14 protein-coding genes are annotated in these 16754 nt (G+C 57.5%); 2 read left to right on the forward strand and 12 right to left on the reverse strand.

Going from position 1 to position 16754, the window contains the following annotated elements; genetic code table 11:
• Positions 1-60 precede the first annotated feature (60 nt).
• A complete protein-coding gene (locus F3J29_RS01235) occupies positions 61-1104 on the forward strand; it encodes a DUF1176 domain-containing protein (RefSeq protein ID WP_166862386.1) in 1044 nt (347 codons plus the stop codon).
• Positions 1105-1165: 61 nt separating this feature from the next.
• Here the strand turns inward: F3J29_RS01235 and tkt are convergent, their stop codons facing one another.
• Positions 1166-3166 (reverse strand): transketolase, encoded by a 2001-nt coding sequence (gene tkt / locus F3J29_RS01240; protein ID WP_166862388.1) that lies wholly within the window; start codon positions 3164-3166, stop codon positions 1166-1168.
• Positions 3167-3184: 18 nt separating this feature from the next.
• On the reverse strand, positions 3185-4135 hold the full coding sequence (gene tal / locus F3J29_RS01245) for a transaldolase (RefSeq protein WP_166862390.1): 951 nt from the start codon (positions 4133-4135) through the stop codon (positions 3185-3187).
• 256 nt (positions 4136-4391) lie between these two features.
• Here tal and maeB point away from each other — a divergent pair, with 256 nt between their 5' ends.
• Positions 4392-6671: an NADP-dependent oxaloacetate-decarboxylating malate dehydrogenase gene (maeB, locus tag F3J29_RS01250; RefSeq protein ID WP_166862391.1), complete on the forward strand. Its 2280-nt coding sequence runs from the start codon at positions 4392-4394 to the stop codon at positions 6669-6671.
• Positions 6672-6736: 65 nt separating this feature from the next.
• Here the strand turns inward: maeB and F3J29_RS01255 are convergent, their stop codons facing one another.
• The 10 genes from F3J29_RS01255 to F3J29_RS01300 are packed head-to-tail and all read right to left on the reverse strand — an operon-like array spanning position 6737 to position 16740.
• Complete coding sequence (locus F3J29_RS01255; RefSeq protein ID WP_166862393.1) at positions 6737-7066, reverse strand: DMT family transporter; 330 nt, start codon at positions 7064-7066, stop codon at positions 6737-6739.
• Positions 7067-7083: 17 nt separating this feature from the next.
• On the reverse strand, positions 7084-7494 hold the full coding sequence (locus tag F3J29_RS01260) for a DMT family transporter (RefSeq protein ID WP_166862395.1): 411 nt from the start codon (positions 7492-7494) through the stop codon (positions 7084-7086).
• 23 nt (positions 7495-7517) lie between these two features.
• Positions 7518-8195 carry a hypothetical protein gene (locus F3J29_RS01265; RefSeq protein WP_166862397.1) on the reverse strand — a complete coding sequence of 226 codons (678 nt, stop codon included), beginning with the start codon at positions 8193-8195 and terminating at the stop codon, positions 7518-7520.
• Positions 8196-8207: 12 nt separating this feature from the next.
• On the reverse strand, positions 8208-8828 hold the full coding sequence (locus F3J29_RS01270) for a phosphate propanoyltransferase (RefSeq protein WP_166862399.1): 621 nt from the start codon (positions 8826-8828) through the stop codon (positions 8208-8210).
• Positions 8825-9253 carry a BMC domain-containing protein gene (locus F3J29_RS01275; protein ID WP_166862401.1) on the reverse strand — a complete coding sequence of 143 codons (429 nt, stop codon included), beginning with the start codon at positions 9251-9253 and terminating at the stop codon, positions 8825-8827. The genes F3J29_RS01270 and F3J29_RS01275 overlap by 4 nt, the downstream gene beginning before the upstream one ends.
• Positions 9254-9265: 12 nt before the next feature.
• A complete protein-coding gene (cutD, locus tag F3J29_RS01280; RefSeq protein WP_166862403.1) occupies positions 9266-10213 on the reverse strand; it encodes a choline TMA-lyase-activating enzyme in 948 nt (315 codons plus the stop codon).
• Positions 10214-10269: 56 nt separating this feature from the next.
• The gene (gene cutC, locus F3J29_RS01285; protein WP_166862405.1) at positions 10270-13656 is read right to left on the reverse strand and encodes a choline trimethylamine-lyase; all 3387 of its coding nucleotides are present in this window, start codon (positions 13654-13656) and stop codon (positions 10270-10272) included.
• Positions 13657-13681: 25 nt separating this feature from the next.
• Positions 13682-14836, reverse strand: a complete 1155-nt coding sequence (locus F3J29_RS01290) for a 1-propanol dehydrogenase PduQ (RefSeq protein ID WP_166862407.1) — start codon at positions 14834-14836, stop codon at positions 13682-13684.
• 15 nt (positions 14837-14851) lie between these two features.
• Positions 14852-15109, reverse strand: a complete 258-nt coding sequence (locus F3J29_RS01295) for a EutN/CcmL family microcompartment protein (RefSeq protein WP_166862409.1) — start codon at positions 15107-15109, stop codon at positions 14852-14854.
• Between the two features lie 26 nt (positions 15110-15135).
• On the reverse strand, positions 15136-16740 hold the full coding sequence (locus tag F3J29_RS01300) for an acetaldehyde dehydrogenase (acetylating) (protein ID WP_166862411.1): 1605 nt from the start codon (positions 16738-16740) through the stop codon (positions 15136-15138).
• Positions 16741-16754: the final 14 nt, after the last annotated feature.

The raw sequence follows: 16754 nt of genomic DNA on the forward strand, positions 1-16754 counted from the left end.
GCTGAAGATACGTCGCATCACCGTACGTTTTTCACGCTTCGCTTCTCAGGACAGCCTTCAATGTTCTATCGGATATCCTCCTTACTCATGCTTGCTCTGCTGGTGGCCAATGCTGCATTTGCCGCGCCGGCACAAAAGCAGTTTTCCGACTGGCAGGTGACCTGCAATAACCAGAACTTTTGCAGCACGCGTAATACCGGGCTGCATCAGGGGCTGGTCATGACGATTACCCGTAGCGCCGGGGCCCGCACTGATGCCAGTTTGCGCATCGACCTGGGGAATATGGAAAGTGCGGACGTTAAAGTCCCGCCTGTGGCACCGAGGCTGCGGCTCGACGGCGTGCCCCTCGTTATCCAGCCCAACGAATGGAAAATATCGCCTCATCATTTGATGACCAATAATCCGGCAGCGATTAACGGCCTGCAAGGCGCTATTATGAACGGCGATAAAATTACGCTTGCTGACGGCGTGGGCATCATTTCCCTTAGCGGGCTCAAAGCGGCGCTGCTGTTTATCGACAGCCAGCAAAAGCGAATTGGCAGCGAAACCGCATGGATTAAAAAAGGTGACGGGCCTCCACTCAGCGTGCCTCCTGCACCACCGCTAAAAGAAGTGGCCGCAGCAACGACAGCCTCAACGCCGCTTTCACACGATGAACTGAACGATCTGCTGGATTACGGCACATGGCGAATGAATAACAGCCAGTGTTCGCTCGATCCGCAGCGTCGCGAAGTGCGCGTTTTCCCTCTGACCGACGACAAAGCGCTGATGCTTACCAGCTGTGAAGCCGGCGCCTATAACGTGGTTTATCTGGCCTGGGTTATCTCCCGGCAAAAGCCGTTTGTCGCCAGGGTGATTCACCTGCGCTTGCCTTTTGTGCCGGACGGCGGTAGCGCTGAGCTGGAACTCATGAACGTGGGATGGGATGAGCACGGCAAAGAGTTAACGACTTTGGCGAAAGGGCGCGGGCCCGGCGATTGCGGCGTGGCAACGCGCTGGCGCTTTGACGGACAGCGTTTTCGACTGGTTCGCTATGCGGAAGAGCCCGCCTGTGATGGCTGGCATAAAGCAGCCGGCTGGCCGACGCTGTGGGTCACCAAATAGTCTGGATGCATTTCACAAAAGAAAACCCTCTCCCCGCAGGGAGAGGGCTGGCAGCGAGGAACTATTTCTTGCTGAGTGATTTTTTCGCCGTGGCTACGATGTTTTCTACCGTAAAGCCAAAGAACGGGAACAGCTTCCCGGCAGGGGCGGACTCGCCGAAAGTCGTCATGCCCACAATCCCGCCTTTAAGGCCGACGTATTTGTACCAGTAATCCGCTATACCCGCTTCTACCGCGACGCGGGCACGGACTGCATAAGGCAGAACGGACTCCTGATACGCCTCATCCTGAGCATCGAAAACGTCGGTGGACGGCATCGATACCACGCGGACCTTGTGCCCTTCTTTGCTCAATACAGCCGCAGCTTCGACGGTGATTTCAATCTCAGAGCCTGTGGCAATCAGAATCAGGTCCGGCTTGCCGTCGCTGTCCTTCAGAATATACCCGCCGCGGCTGATTGCTTTGAGCTGTTCAGGCGAACGCTCCATCTGAGCCAGGTTCTGGCGAGACAGAATCAGTGCCGTAGGCCCGGTCTGGCGCTCAAGCGCTGCTTTCCACGCCACGGCGGCCTCAACCTGATCGCAAGGGCGCCAGGTGCTGAAGTTGGGCGTCAGGCGCAGGCTGGCCAACTGCTCGACGGCCTGGTGTGTCGGGCCATCTTCCCCAAGGCCGATGGAATCATGGGTATAAACCATGATCTGCCGCGCCTTCATCAGCGCAGCCATACGCGCCGCATTCCTGGCGTACTCCACAAACATCAGGAAGGTGGCGGTGTAAGGGATAAAGCCGCCGTGCAGGGCGATGCCGTTGGCAATGGCGGTCATACCGAATTCACGCACGCCGTAGTGGATATAATTCCCGGCGGTGTCTTCTTTAATCGACTTCGAGCCTTTCCAGATGGTCAGGTTACTTGGGGCCAGGTCGGCGGAGCCGCCGAGCAGTTCCGGCAGTGAAGGGCCGAAGGCGTTAAGGGCATTCTGCGAAGCCTTGCGGGTCGCAATTTTATCCGGATTGGCCTGCAGTTGTTCAATGTAACCTTGGGCTGTTTTTTGCCAGTTATCCGGTAATTTACCTTCGGTACGGCGTTTAAATTCGGCGCTCAGGGTAGGGTGAGCCTTCGCATAAGCGGCGAATTTCTCTTTCCAGGCGGCTTCTGCTTTTTCACCAGCCTCTTTGGCGTCCCAGGCGTGATAAACCTCTTTTGGGATTTCAAACGGCGGGTATTTCCAGCCGAGTTGCTTGCGCGCCAGGGCGACTTCTTCTTCGCCCAGCGGCGCACCGTGAGCTTCTTCTTTGCCCGCTTTGTTTGGTGAACCAAAGCCAATCACGGTGCGGCAAATAATCAGGGACGGTTTGTCCTTCACGCTTTGGGCTTCTTTGATGGCTTTTTTCAGCGCCGCCGGATCGTGGCCGTCTATCTCATGGATAACGTGCCAGTGATAGGCCTCGAAGCGTTTGGCCGTGTCGTCGGTAAACCAGCCATCGGTTTCCCCGTCGATGGAAATCCCATTATGGTCGTAGAAGCCGATCAGCTTGCCTAAACCCAGCGTCCCGGCAAGAGAAGATACCTCATGGGAAATGCCTTCCATCAGGCAGCCATCACCCATAAACACATAGGTGTAGTGGTCGACGATGTCGTGCCCCGGTTGGTTAAACTGCGCGGCCAGCGTGCGTTCGGCAATGGCCATCCCCACGGCGTTGGCTAACCCCTGACCCAGCGGGCCGGTGGTGGTTTCAACGCCGGGGGTATAGCCCACTTCCGGGTGGCCGGGCGTTTTGGAGTGAAGCTGGCGGAAGTTTTTCAATTCCTCCAGCGGCAGGTCATAGCCGCTCAGGTGCAGCAGGCTGTAAAGCAGCATCGACGCGTGGCCGTTCGACAGCACGAAGCGGTCGCGGTTGGCCCAGTGCGGGTTAGACGGGTTATGGCTGAGGAAGTCATTCCACAGCACCTCGGCGATATCGGCCATGCCCATCGGCGCTCCGGGGTGGCCGGAATTGGCTTTCTGGACCGCATCCATACTGAGGGCGCGAATGGCGTTGGCAAGCTCTTTACGTGATGACATGTTTCACTCCAGGTCTTGTTAAAGTTTGGCGGCGAGCAGATCTTCCAGTTTGCGTTGATCTATGGCGAACAGGCGGATCCCTTCGGCCAGTTTTTCTACGGCCATAGCATCCTGGCTATGTTCCCAACGGAATTCCGCTTCGCTCATGGGGGCCGGGCGGCGGAAGCCCTGTGAGAACGGGATCAGTTTCCGGACAACCTCTTCTTCGCTGTCCTGCAGCTGTTGCAGCAGGTTAGGGGCGATGGTCAGCCGGTCGCAGCCCGCCAGGGCGAGGATTTGCTCTTTACGACGGAAGCTGGCGCCCATGACGATGGTTTCATAGTTATGTTGCTTGAAGTAGTCGTAGATATTGCGCACGGATTTCACGCCCGGATCTTCTTCAACAATGTACGGATCCATCGGTTTACGGGCCTGATACCAGTCGTAAATACGGCCCACGAACGGGGAAATCAGGAAAACGCCCGCTTCCGCGCAGGCACGCGCCTGAGCAAAAGAGAACAGCAGCGTCAGGTTGCAATTGATGCCTTCTTTTTGCAGCTCTTCCGCCGCGCGGATGCCTTCCCAGGTTGATGCCAGCTTGATGAGAATGCGGGATTTATCGATCCCCTGCTCGGCGTAAAGCTCAACCAGGCGACGAGCCTTGCTGATGCTCTTTTCTTTGTCGTAGGAGAGACGGGCATCCACTTCGGTGGATACGCGCCCCGGAATGCTTTTCAGAATTTCCGCACCGACATTGACCGCCAGTTTGTCACTGGCTTCGGCCACTATTTGCTCTCTGCTGCCGCCGCGCTGTTTGCCGTAGGCCAGGGCATCATCAATCAGCGGTTGATATTGCTCAAGCCCTGCGGCTTTCAGTAACAGTGAAGGGTTGGTGGTGGCGTCTTCAGGCTGGTAGTGGCGAATAGAGTCGATGTCACCGCTGTCGGCAACCACGGTGGTGTACTGTTTAATGCTGTCTAACTGATTCATTACTATCTCCTTGAAAAAGCAACGTCTTACCTGAGCGTTCCGTGTCGCTCGCCGTGAAAATTTACGCTTTGCATAACCCAAAAGCATAGCAGATGGGGGCGATGACGGGGCAGCCACTAACATTGGTTCTATAGTTAGCTAACAATAATCACGCCTAATCTTAATAGTATGGCTACCTTCAAAGTTTGCGAAACGTGCCCGCGTGATACTAGGCGGCTGACGTAACAATAAAGAAGACCCAAAAAGGAACGATGCAATGGATGAACAACTGAAGCAAAGTGCCCTCGATTTTCATGAGTTTCCAGTCCCGGGGAAAATCCAGGTTTCTCCAACCAAACCCCTTGCTACCCAGCGCGATCTGGCACTGGCCTATTCGCCGGGCGTAGCGGCACCTTGTCTTGAAATTGAAAAAGACCCGCTCGCCGCCTACAAATACACCGCGCGCGGCAACCTTGTGGGCGTGGTTTCTAACGGCACAGCGGTGCTTGGGCTAGGCAATATCGGCGCGCTGGCGGGCAAGCCGGTCATGGAAGGTAAGGGCGTCCTGTTTAAAAAATTCGCCGGTATCGACGTCTTCGATATCGAAATTGATGAGATGGATCCGGACAAGCTTATCGACGTGGTGGCCGCGCTCGAACCCACTTTCGGCGGCATTAACCTGGAAGATATCAAGGCACCGGAATGTTTCTACATCGAGCAAAAGCTGCGCGAGCGTATGAATATTCCGGTATTCCACGACGATCAGCACGGCACCGCGATTATTTGTACCGCTGCGGTGCTGAACGGCCTGCGCGTGGTTGAAAAGAACATTACCGATGTGCGGCTGGTGGTTTCTGGCGCGGGGGCTTCGGCAATCGCCTGTATGAACCTGCTGGTTGCGCTGGGGATGCAAAAACACAACATCGTGGTTTGCGACTCGAAGGGCGTTATCTACAAAGGCCGTGAAGAGAACATGGCCGAAACCAAAGCCGCCTATGCCGTAGAGGACAGCGGCAAGCGGACGCTGGACGACGTGATTGAAGGCGCGGACATCTTCCTTGGCTGTTCCGGCCCGAAAGTGCTGACCCAGGAAATGGTGAAGAAGATGGGTAAAGCGCCGCTGATTCTGGCGCTGGCTAACCCTGAACCGGAGATTCTGCCGCCGCTGGCGAAAGAAGTGCGTCCGGAAGCCATTATCTGTACCGGCCGTTCGGACTACCCGAACCAGGTGAACAACGTGCTGTGCTTCCCGTTCATTTTCCGTGGCGCGCTGGACGTGGGTGCCACGGCGATTAACGAAGAGATGAAGCTGGCCGCCGTGCATGCGATAGCCGAACTGGCTCACGCCGAACAAAGTGACGTTGTGGCCTCTGCCTACGGTGAGCAGGAACTGACGTTCGGGCCGGAATACATTATTCCTAAGCCATTTGACCCGCGTCTTATCGTGAAAATTGCCCCTGCGGTAGCCAAAGCGGCGATGGATTCCGGCGTGGCCACGCGGCCGATTCAGGATTTCAATGCTTACAGCGAGAAGCTGGAAGAGTTTGTGTACAAAACCAACCTGTTTATGAAACCTATCTTCTCCCAGGCGCGCAAAGAGCCGAAGCGCGTGGTGTTAAGTGAAGGGGAAGAAGCCCGCGTGCTGCATGCCACGCAGGAGCTGATCACGTTGGGGCTGGCGAAACCTATCCTGATTGGTCGCCCAAGCGTTATTGAAATGCGGATCAAAAAGCTGGGCCTGCAAATTCAGCCGGGCAAAGATTTTGAGATCGTGAATAACGAATCCGATCCGCGCTTCAAAGAATACTGGCACGAGTACTACAACATCATGAAGCGCCGCGGGATCACCCAGGAGCAGGCGCAGCGGGCGGTGATCAGCAACACCACTGTGATCGGGGCGATCATGGTGCATCGTGGTGAAGCTGATGCCCTGATATGCGGGACAATCGGCGAATATCACGAGCACTTTGACGTGGTAGAGAAGCTGTTTGGCTACCGCGAAGGCGTCAGGGCTGCCGGGGCGATGAACGCGCTGCTGCTGCCGAGCGGCAACACCTTTATCGCGGATACCTATGTGAACGATGATCCTACGCCGGAAGAGCTGACGGAAATCACGCTGCTGGCGGCGGAAACGGTGCGTCGCTTTGGCATTGAGCCTAAAGTCGCGCTGCTGTCCCACTCCAACTACGGTTCCTCCAACAGTAAAGCGGCCTGCAAAATGCGCAAAACGCTGGATCTCGTGCGTGAGCGCGCGCCCGATCTGGAAATTGACGGGGAGATGCACGGAGACGCCGCGCTGGTCGAAAGTATTCGCCATGAGCGTATGCCGGATAGCCCGCTGAAAGGCTCCGCCAACATCCTGATCATGCCGAACGTTGAGGCAGCGCGTATTAGCTACAACCTGCTGCGCGTGTCGAGTTCTGAAGGGGTGACCGTTGGGCCGGTTCTGATGGGCGTGGCGAAGCCGGTTCACGTGTTGACGCCGATTGCTTCGGTACGCCGCATTGTGAATATGGTGGCGCTGGCGGTGGTTGAGGCGCAAACCGCGCCGCTTTAAAGGTACTCGTGGCCATTTAACAAAAGCACGAGGTAAATCCTCGTGCTTTTCTTTTTTGACACCAGTTACATCGCGGAAAATACGTTCATCACGATAGCGCCAGAAATAATGAGGACCATCGAGAAGATAGCCGGGAAATCCGGCCGCTGCTTATAAAGTACCATCGAGCAGATTGTCACGCCGACAATACCGAACCCACACCATAGCGAATAAGCCACGCCGACCGGAATTGTGCTCATGGCCCGCGTCAGGGCGAAGTAGCACAGAGCATACGCACATATCACCAGCACCGAAGGCCCCAGCTTGCTGAATCCGTTGGTTTTCTTGATCATTGAGGTACCGGTAATCTCCGAGCCAATGGAGAGGGCCAGCCATAAAAATCCCAGATTAAACATAGCAGTATCCTTTCAGGTTATTGGGAGATGTTGTTGCCGAGCGGAGCGGTGTTGTCTGGTGGGATTTCTTCCGTTTCGTCGCTGCCCATTTTGGAAAACAAGTTCATGATAATAATGCCGCTGGCGATGATTCCCATCCCGATGATGGCAGCCATATCCGGGTGCTGGCCGTAAAACAGCATCCCCAGGCTGGAAACCACCAAAATTCCCGTGCCGGACCAGGTGGCGTAGGCGAGACCGACGGGAATATCTTTAACCGCACGGGAAAGCGAGTAGTAGCAGATGCAGTAGAGTAAGACGATCAGCATCAGCAGAAGCGTTTTGGTCATCCCTTCGCTGTTATCGAACATCTTTAGCGTCGACGTTGCGGAGGTTTCAGATAAAATAACCAGCAGCATCCATAGCCAACATTTTGTTTTAGAGGACATAAATTAAACTCCAGGGTTGCAATTTAAGGTAAGGTTCTTTTTTCTTTTTTTAAAAAATCGACAGCGGCATCGGTCAGTTGAGCATTGGGTGCTGAGGCCAGCGCCGGATTATTCACTATGTCTGTGACAGTGATATATCGGCGAGAACCGTCGGTCTTAGGTGCAGCGATCTTGTGTGAGTCAAGCTTTTCCATAAGCTCATTCATCGTGCATAACGTGATGCCCATTTTTGCCACTTTGGACAATGTTGCTTGCATATGCGCGCCGTAGGCAGATTGCGCCCGTGCGCCCCACAGCTGATTAAGTTCACTGTTGGGATCGCAGTGATAGCGAAGCGCCAAAACCGGTAGGCCAATGAGCAACGCATCGTGCAGGCGCCGGGCTATCGGGCTTTCCAGCGTGCCATTCACCAGGCCTACGGCTAACGAATAGTCCAGAAACGGCAGCACCAGCGCTCGCCAGGGCATCGGGGGGAGTGCATCCCGCCAGACGTTTGCAGGGAGTATTTCGCCATAGGATTGCCATAGCCCAGCGTCGATAATTCCTTCGTCCAGAGCGAAATGCAAAGGTTGTTCACACCCTGCCAGGCGATGGCGAATTTCATGGCGATAGCCCGTAGCACTAGTAACCATTACCAGCACCGGTGGGCGCAGGCGCTGGATAATCCTTGTGACAAGGCTGTCAATTTGTTCGTCAGTCATAGAGGGCCTCCGTTAACCCAGCAGGGTGACCTGCGCACCGTTTTTCAGCCCGGCGGCATTGGCCTCCTCCATATCAATGTGGAATTCCAGCACAAAGTCTTCACGCACCCGCACCACCACCTTATTGAAGGTCAACTGGCGTTCACCGTCGCTGCGGACGCTAACCTTCTGGCCGTTGGCAACATTCAGCTGGCAGGCGTCCTGCGGCGACATATGGATATGCCGCCAGGCGCAGATCACCTGAGACCGCAGTTCAACGTGGCCTGCCGGGCCGATCAGCAGCGCGCTGCCCGCGTTCTCCAGCTGGCCGGATTCGCGAACCGGCGCTTTGATGCCGAGGGTAAAGCCGTCGGCGCGGGAGATTTCCAGCTGCGATATCGGGCGGGTTGGGCCGAGGACGCGCACGTGGGTGAGCGAGCCCTTCGGACCGACCACGGTGACGCACTCCTGGGCGGCGAACTGTCCCGGTTGACGCAGCGGCTTAAACGGCGTCAGGACATAACCCTTGCCAAACAATGCTTCGACGTCCTGCTGTGCCAGATGGACGTGACGGTTAGAGATACCGACTGGGATAGCCGGCGCGACGTGGCTCAGGCGTGCGGCGATTTTTTCATGGAGCAGGGTGTCGATCATGCCTTCTTCCCTTTCCTCATCGCCGCGTTTTTATCTTCCGTCGCTGCGGGCGCGGCGGCGGGCTCAGTGTGTACCCTTGTTTCCACAGCGGCGGGCGCGACGATTTCAGCCTCAAGCGGGGCAGCAACGGCAGCTTCCGCACGCTGTGGAAGGCCTTTGAGGGTGCTGAGGGCTTCCACGACGCTGCGTTCCGGACGAGCGATCGTCAGGGATTTCACCTGCGGGTCGATAAGCTCAGCGACGGCCACGCCGCGTTCGATGGCGGTATGAATCGCGCTGATCTCCCCCTCAAAGCAGACGCTAACCAGCCCCGATCCGACTTTGCGGCAGCCAAAGTAGGTTACTCCTGCGCTTTTACAGGCGGCATCCACGGCCTGAACGGCGGCAACTAACCCTCGTGTTTCAATTACGCCTAAACTTTTCATTGTCGGCTCCTGTTAATGGCGGACTATGCGAATATCAAAATCAAACTGCGTGAAGAACGTTTCCAGCCGGTCTAACTCTTCGGCGGAATATGTCGGGTCCCGGGTGATGGGGTAGGGCATATCGAGGCGCTCATATTTTTTGCGCCCGAGCTGGTGGTACGGCAGCATATCTATGCGGCGAATATTTCCGCGTTTCGCCAGTTTCTGGATGTAGTCAATTGCGCCAGTAATGGCATCCCATGAATCGTTATATCCACGAACCAGCGGCATGCGGATAATGACGTTAGCGCCGGAATCCACCAGCCACTCTAGGTTCCGGCGAATGCCTTCGTTACCAATGCCAAATAACGCTTTATGGTGCTCGCTATTAATTTGCTTAATATCGAATAAGAAGGTGTCGGTCACCGGCGCCAGCTTTTGATAATTAGCCAGCGGCGTGGTGCCCTGCGTTTCCACGGCGGTATTGAGCATCATCTTTTTGCATTCGCTAAAGAGCGCGACGGCAAAATCGGTCTGCAGACTCATTTCACCGCCGCCGATGGTAACGCCGCCGCCGGAGGAGATATAAAAGTCGTAGTCCTGCATGATGATCTCCATCAGTTCGCTGACGGTGACATCTTTACCCATAATATCCAGCGCGTTCTGCGTGCAGATCTCTTCGCACTTGCGGCAGCCGATACAGTCTTTATTGCGGTTGACGAAATGCTTCATTTCGCCGTTTTCCTCCGCCCGATAATGAATTCCCGCTGGGCAGACGTTGACGCAGTCGCCGCAGTTAATGCATTTATCCTGTGAGAACATCACCTGAAACTGGCTATTCAGCCCTTCCGGGTTAGCACACCACGGGCAGCGAATATTGCAGCCTTTGAAAAAAACCAGCGTGCGGATCCCATCGCCGTCATAGATCGAATATTTCTGAATATTGAATATTCGCCCGGTTAATTCTTGTTTTGCGCTCACACATACCTCCAGAAAAACGATCGGGACATCCGTGTCCAAAAACGTCCGTGTCTTTATCAGAACTTCTCGATGACCGTACGGCTGATAATCTCGTCCTGAACTTCTTTGCACAGCTCAACGAAGTAGGCGCTGTAGCCCGCGACCCGGACGATCAGGTCGCGGTATTTTTCCGGCTCCTGCTGGGCTTTTTTCAGCACTTCGTTATCGACATAGCTGAACTGCATCTGGCCATTGCCGAGAATCGACGCGGTGCGCAGCAGGGTGATCAGGCCGTGACGACCTTCCGGGGTATCCAGCAGCCCTTTGAGGAACTTGAAGTTGTGCACCATGCCGATATTCATGGTTTCGACGTTCATCTTGCTCACCGACTTGATGATCGCCGTCGGACCCTGCTTATCTGCGCCCTGAGTCGGGCTGATACCGTCGGAGAGCGGCATCCACGCTAGGCGACCGTTCGGCGTGGCGTTGGTCAGCTCACCGATCGGCGTGTTGTTGGAGATGGACAGGGTGCCGTGGCTCAGGCTGGAGTAGAGCATCTTGTACTTACGGCACTCGCGCTCGGTCCACTCGGTGATATCCAGTGCATACTGGTCAACGTAGTTATCATCGTTGCCGTATTTCGGCGCGTTAAGGCAGTCGCGACGCAGGCCTTCAAAGCCTTCGAAGTTCGCCAGCAGCGCGTCGCGCATCTGCTCAAGGGTGTATTTCTTATCTTCAAACACCAGCTTACGAATCGCCGCCATGGAATCGACGTAGGTCGCCAGACCGGAGAAGATCAGCCCCGGGCCGTGGTTGATCATCGCGCCGCCGGCGGCAACGTCTTTCCCTTTTTCCATGCAGCCTTCTACCAGCAGCGACATCAGCGGCTTCGGCGCCACGTCGCGGTGCACGCGCTGGCTGATGACCGTCCCGATCGCCGACAGGCGTACGATATGAGCAATCTGTTTTTTCACCGCCGCGTCGAACGCTTCGAAGGTGTGCAGGTCGCGCAGGTCGCCGGTATCCAGCCCCTGATAGCTGTCAAACAGCACCATCCGACCGCGGTTTAAAACGAACTCAATGGCGATGGGCCACTGGGTGTAGCCGGTGGAGGTCCACTGGTAGATGCGGCCGGATTTCTGCGGCTCAACGCAGCCCATCAGGCAGTAGTCGCGGGCGTCTTCGAAATCGAAGCCTTTTCGCAGCATCATCTTGATATGGGAGTCGTCGAAGTGGCAGGCCGGGAAGCCCATCCCCGCTTTGACGACGTCGACGATTTTTTCCATATACTTCTGCGGCGACTGGTTGTGAATACGGCAGGCCAGCGACGGCTGGTAAACCTTCACGAAGCGCACGGCGTCCATGATCAGATAAGTCAGGTCGTTACAGGCATCGCCGCCGGAGCGCTTCTGACCGCCGACGGTCAGGTTGATAAACGGCTGATAGCCGGCGAAATATTTCGCCCCCAGCTCGCTGGACATCCACATCAGCTCGGCGCATTTGATGATAAACGCCTGCAGCAGCTCCAGCGCGGTGTCGTGCGTCAGGCGGCCTTCGCGGATATCGGCTTCAAACATCGGGTAGCAGTACTGGTCTACGCGGCCCAGGGACAGCCCGGTCTGGTTCTCTTCAATTTCAAACAGCGATTCCACGGTCCAGATGCTCTGTAGCGCCTCCTGCAGCGTTTTCGGCGGATTCGCCGGGACGTTCTGGTTCACCTCGGCAATGGTCAGCAGCTCGGCGCTGCGCTGGGCGTTCTGTTCAACGGCGGCCAGTTCACGGGCGCGGGCGGCGATGCGGTGTGCGTAGTTAATCACCCCTTCGCAGGTTTCAATGGCCGCTTTGTAGTAGTAGATGCGGTCGATATCTTCGGGGTTTTCCATGCTCAGGCTGGCAAGGTGTGCCTCGGCGTCGGCTTTAATGCCGTTCATCCCTTTGGTAAACAGCAGCACATCGTAGCCCGGGCAGGTATCGCCGCCGCCGTTGATCTGGTGGTAGGAGAGGTCGCTGACGAAGGTTTCGCCGCTGAACGCCCATACGCCGGCTTCGCGGTACTGGGCTTCGCAGATTTCGTCCAGCGAGCGGCCTTCCCAGAACGGCACGATCTCTTCGCGGATGGTTTTTTTGTCTGCTTCGCTGATTTCAAACGGATCCTGCGGACGGGTGCTCATGGTATCGAGTTCGTCGCGCACCCAGCGCCAGGCGATATCCGGCGAGAAGGCGCCCGCGCGCGGCTTGCCGCATGGATGACCGACGATCAGCTCATCATCCTGAATCAGAATTGGCGCGGTTTCGCAGGCGTGGCGGAAGGCTTTGGCGCGCAGCAGAATTGTCGGCATGCCGGGGTTGGCTTTGACCACTTCGGTAAAGGCCAGCGCGCGATAGATAGAGACGCTCGGGCGCACGGTCAGGTAGTGGTTGCGCAGGCGCTGCATGCGCGGAGTCAGCCCTTCTGCTGCCGGCGTATCGCCGGCGGCGGCAAACGGGGCGGCGGAAACGTGTTGTACTCCCTTGAACAGACGCACCGGCAGATTCAGGGCGCTCAGGTTTTGCTGCGCGCTGAGGAACATGTCGGAGAGTTCGTTGATGCGCGCATTCTCAAGGCTTGCGCCGTGCAGCATGGCGTCAAACATCGGATAACCGTCGATCGCGCAGGCGGCGCGCACTTCGCACAGTTCCGCCAGCTTGAACCACAGCGATTCGACGATTTCATACGCCTGCTGCGGGGAGAGCGCGCCGTTGTTGATATCGTGCTGGTAGTAAGGCAGCAGGGCTTTGTCGGCGCCTTCCGGGTTGACGGCGTAGCTGCCGTTATCCAGCTGGAGCGCCAGCTGGAACAGATAAAAGGCCTGGCACGCCTCTTTGAAGCTGCGCGCCGGATGCGCCGGAACATGGTGCAGAATGGCGGCGCTGTCCAGCAGTTCCGCCCGGCGGTAAGCGTTGGTTTCCGCGGCGGCCAGCTGTTCCGCGCTGTTGGCCAGGTTTTGCGCCAGCGCCAGCAGGGCATCGCAGGCGTAGATGGCCGCACGGCAGCCGTTGACTTCGTCCATGCCGCTGCGGCTGACGGCGCTGCCCAGCGCGCGGGTTTTCTCTTCCAGCTGATGTTTTATCGCCAGTACGCCTTTTTCGACCACCAGCTTGTAATCCGGGGAGTCGAGATCGCTATTCAGATTGAGAAACTGGAACGCGGACGGGCGACGGGCGGCGCTCTCGTCGTGGAAAATCGCCCCGTGCGGTTTGCGGGTCTGGTTGCCGACGATCAGCTCGTCGGCGTTGATGCACAACGGCAGCTGGCGCATCAGTTCATAGAAGCGGCGCGCCGGTTTGACGGCTGCGGGAACCCCGGCGATATCGCCATCAAGGGCGTTGAGCGTGGTGGCATGTTCGGTGCACAGGGTGCTTTTTTGTGAGAGTAAGCGTTCTGCCAACACTTTGACGCGCGGCGTTAAGCTGTAGTGTGCCATGGGTAAGGTTCTCCAAATCTTGTTATCAGTGGCCCTGAACGGCGTTGCCGGTCCATGCCCGGCGATAGAGTTCGGTCAGTGCGTGAGCGTCCGGCGCGCGTGGGTTCGTCGGGGTACAGCTGTCGCGTAACGCCTGGCCGACCATCTCCGCCAGCCGCTGTTCAAACTCGTCTGCAAGGACGCCGGTATCGCGGATGCCGGCCGGCATGCTCATTTCGTCTTTAAGCGTCTGAATGGCGACCAGCAGGTTGGCGACGCCCTGGCGGGTAGTGGCCGCAGGCAGATCCAGCAGATGGGCTAATCGGGCATATTTTCGGGCGGCATCGGTATCGCACAGCCCGTGATAATCGGCGTTCCAGGCCACCACGTCCGCCATTAGCAGGGCGTTGGCGCGACCGTGGGGGACGCGAAACACGCCGCCGAGCGCGTGGGCAAGGCTGTGGGTAATGCCCAGCGAGGCGTTGGTGAAGGCCATGCCCGCCATGCAGGAAGCGTTGTGCATTTTTTCCCGCGCCAGCAGATCGCCACCGTTGCGCCAGCAGGTCGGCAGAAAGCGAAATACCTGCTGAACCACTTTCTCCGCCAGCGCATCGGAAAAGTCGCTGGCGGCGCGGGAGACATAGGCTTCCAGCGCGTGACACAGCACGTCCATCCCGGTATCGGCGGTGATCGTCGGCGGCACCGAGGCCACCAGCGCCGGGTCAAGAATGGCGATATCCGGCAGTAGCGATGGGTCCACCAGCACCAGCTTCTCGGCGTGGGCTTTTACCACTGAAAAGGCGGTGACCTCAGAGCCGGTGCCGCTGGTGGTGGGGATCGCCACAAAGCAGGGCGGCTCGCGGTGAGCGTTCGGACGGGTTTGCGCCAGGGCGAAAATAACCGCTTTGGCTGCATCAATCACCGAACCGCCGCCCAGCGCGATAACCAGATCCGGATAGCTGGTATCCATCCGCTTCATACCACGCACCACGGTGGCGATATCCGGGTCGGCCACCACGTCGTCCCAGACCTGGAAAGCGATGCCGCGCGCATGGAGGATCTGCGTGACGCGATCGGCGAGGCCAAACTTAACCATCGCCTGGTCGGTGACCAGCAGCATGTTGCGGGCAGGCAGCTCGTTCAGGATGGCAAGCGCATCCTGACCAAAGCGAATCCGGGGTTTCAGCAAAAATTCACTCATTGGGTTATTGACTCCTTAAGCGTCCCGAAACACGTTCTCGACAATGGCGACCACCGACATGGCCTTGTAGCGCTCTTTGTTGAGCGCCAGGTACTCTTCGGCCAGCACGATGTCGTGCATACCGGCGCCGACGCTATCAACGGCAACCCAGGCCTGGTCTTTCATCGGTTGCTGGTCATCATTCAATTTGACGATCAGCAGTAGGTTGCTGCCCCGTAGCTCATCGCACTTCTGCGTGGCGACGACATGTCCGACTACCTTTGCGAGAATCATTGTTTTTATCGCCTTATATCAATGTGTTACTTACCGAGGCGTTCCAGCACCTGGCGGATGACGCGTTCCACGTTTTGCTCATTAATCTCGCTTTCCGCGCCGACGGCGGCGGCAGCCGCAAAGCGATCGTCGGCGCTGGCCGGATGGGCTGCGGTGGCGGCGGTCGCCGGGGCGTTAAAACGTTCATCGTCGAAGATGCTGCGGTTCGGGCCGGACGCCGGGCTGACGACGGTCGGCTGCAGTTCCGGGCGGCTGCCCGGCGCGCGCAGTTCATCGATGGAGCGAACGCCGTAGCCCACTTTGCGGATGTTGAGCAGGTTCATCGGTCCGACGTTATCTGAGCTGGAGCCGCCGCCGACTGCGCCGCAGCCGAGGGTCAGGGCCGGAGTGATATTGGTGGTCGCGCCGATGCCGCCCAGCGCCGCCGGGGTGTTGATCAGAATGCGGTTAACCGGTTTTTCCAGGCAGAACTGGCGGATGACGTCCTGATTACGGGTGTGGATCACCAGCGTGTGGCCGAGGCCTTCGTTGGTCAACAGTTCCACGACGCGGTGGCAGGCGGCTTTCCAGTCCTCTTCGACGTACAGGCCGAGTACCGGGCACAGTTTTTCACGCGAGTAGGGGTTGGTATGCGATACCGTGGTCTGCTCGGCAATCAGCACCCGGGTGCTGGCCGGAACGCAGAAGCCGGCCATCTGGCTCAGATAGAGCGCGGTTTTACCCACCACTTTAGGGTTGATGGTGCCGTTGGGACGCAGCAGCAGGGCCGCCATTTTCGCCGCTTCGTTTTCGTTCATGAAGTACGCGCCCTGAGCTTCCAGTTCGCGATGCACTTCGTCGTAGATGCAGCGTTCGACGATAATCGACTGCTCGGAGGCGCAGATCACGCCGTTATCGAAGGTTTTACTGGTGATGATATCTTTCACTGCGTGGGGGATATCGGCGCTGCGTTCGATGAACGCCGGGCCGTTACCCGGGCCGCCGCTAATGGTCGGCGTGCCGGACGCGTAGGCGGCGCGCACCATGCTTTCGCCGCCGGTCGCCAGGATAAGCGACACGTCTTTACTGTGCATCAGCTCTGAGGTGGCTTCGAGGGTCAGCTGGCTAATGGCGTCGACGCTACCGGCCGGAGCCCCTGCCGCTTCCGCCGCGCGCTTCACGATTTCAATCGCTTTCCAGCTACACTGGCGGGCGCCGGGATGCGGGGAGAAGATAATCGCGTTGCCGGCCTTCAGAGCAATCAGCGTTTTGTAGATGACCGTGGAGGTCGGATTGGTCGATGGTACCAGCGCACAAATCACCCCCAGCGGCACGCCCACGTCCATCACTTTTTGTAGCGGATCGTCATGAATGATGCCGACGGTCTTCATATCTTTGATGGCGTCGTAGACGCGCAGCGAGGCGAAACGGTTCTTCAGCACTTTGTCCTGCCAGTTGCCAAAACCGGTTTCTTCCGCGGCCATTTTCGCCAGCGCTTCGGCATGATGCGCTGCTTCCTGGGCCACGTTTTTCACGATGGCGTCGATTTGCTGCTGCGAAAAGGTGGCCAGAATCGCCTGCGCCTTTTTGGCATTGCGCACCAGTTCCCGGGCGTTCTGCCGGGACTGCAAATCGTTATCCAGTTCAATCATGAGTCTATCCTTCA

The sequence above is a fragment of the Enterobacter sp. Cy-643 genome (assembly GCF_011752815.1).
Classification (GTDB): Bacteria; Pseudomonadota; Gammaproteobacteria; order Enterobacterales; family Enterobacteriaceae; genus Cedecea.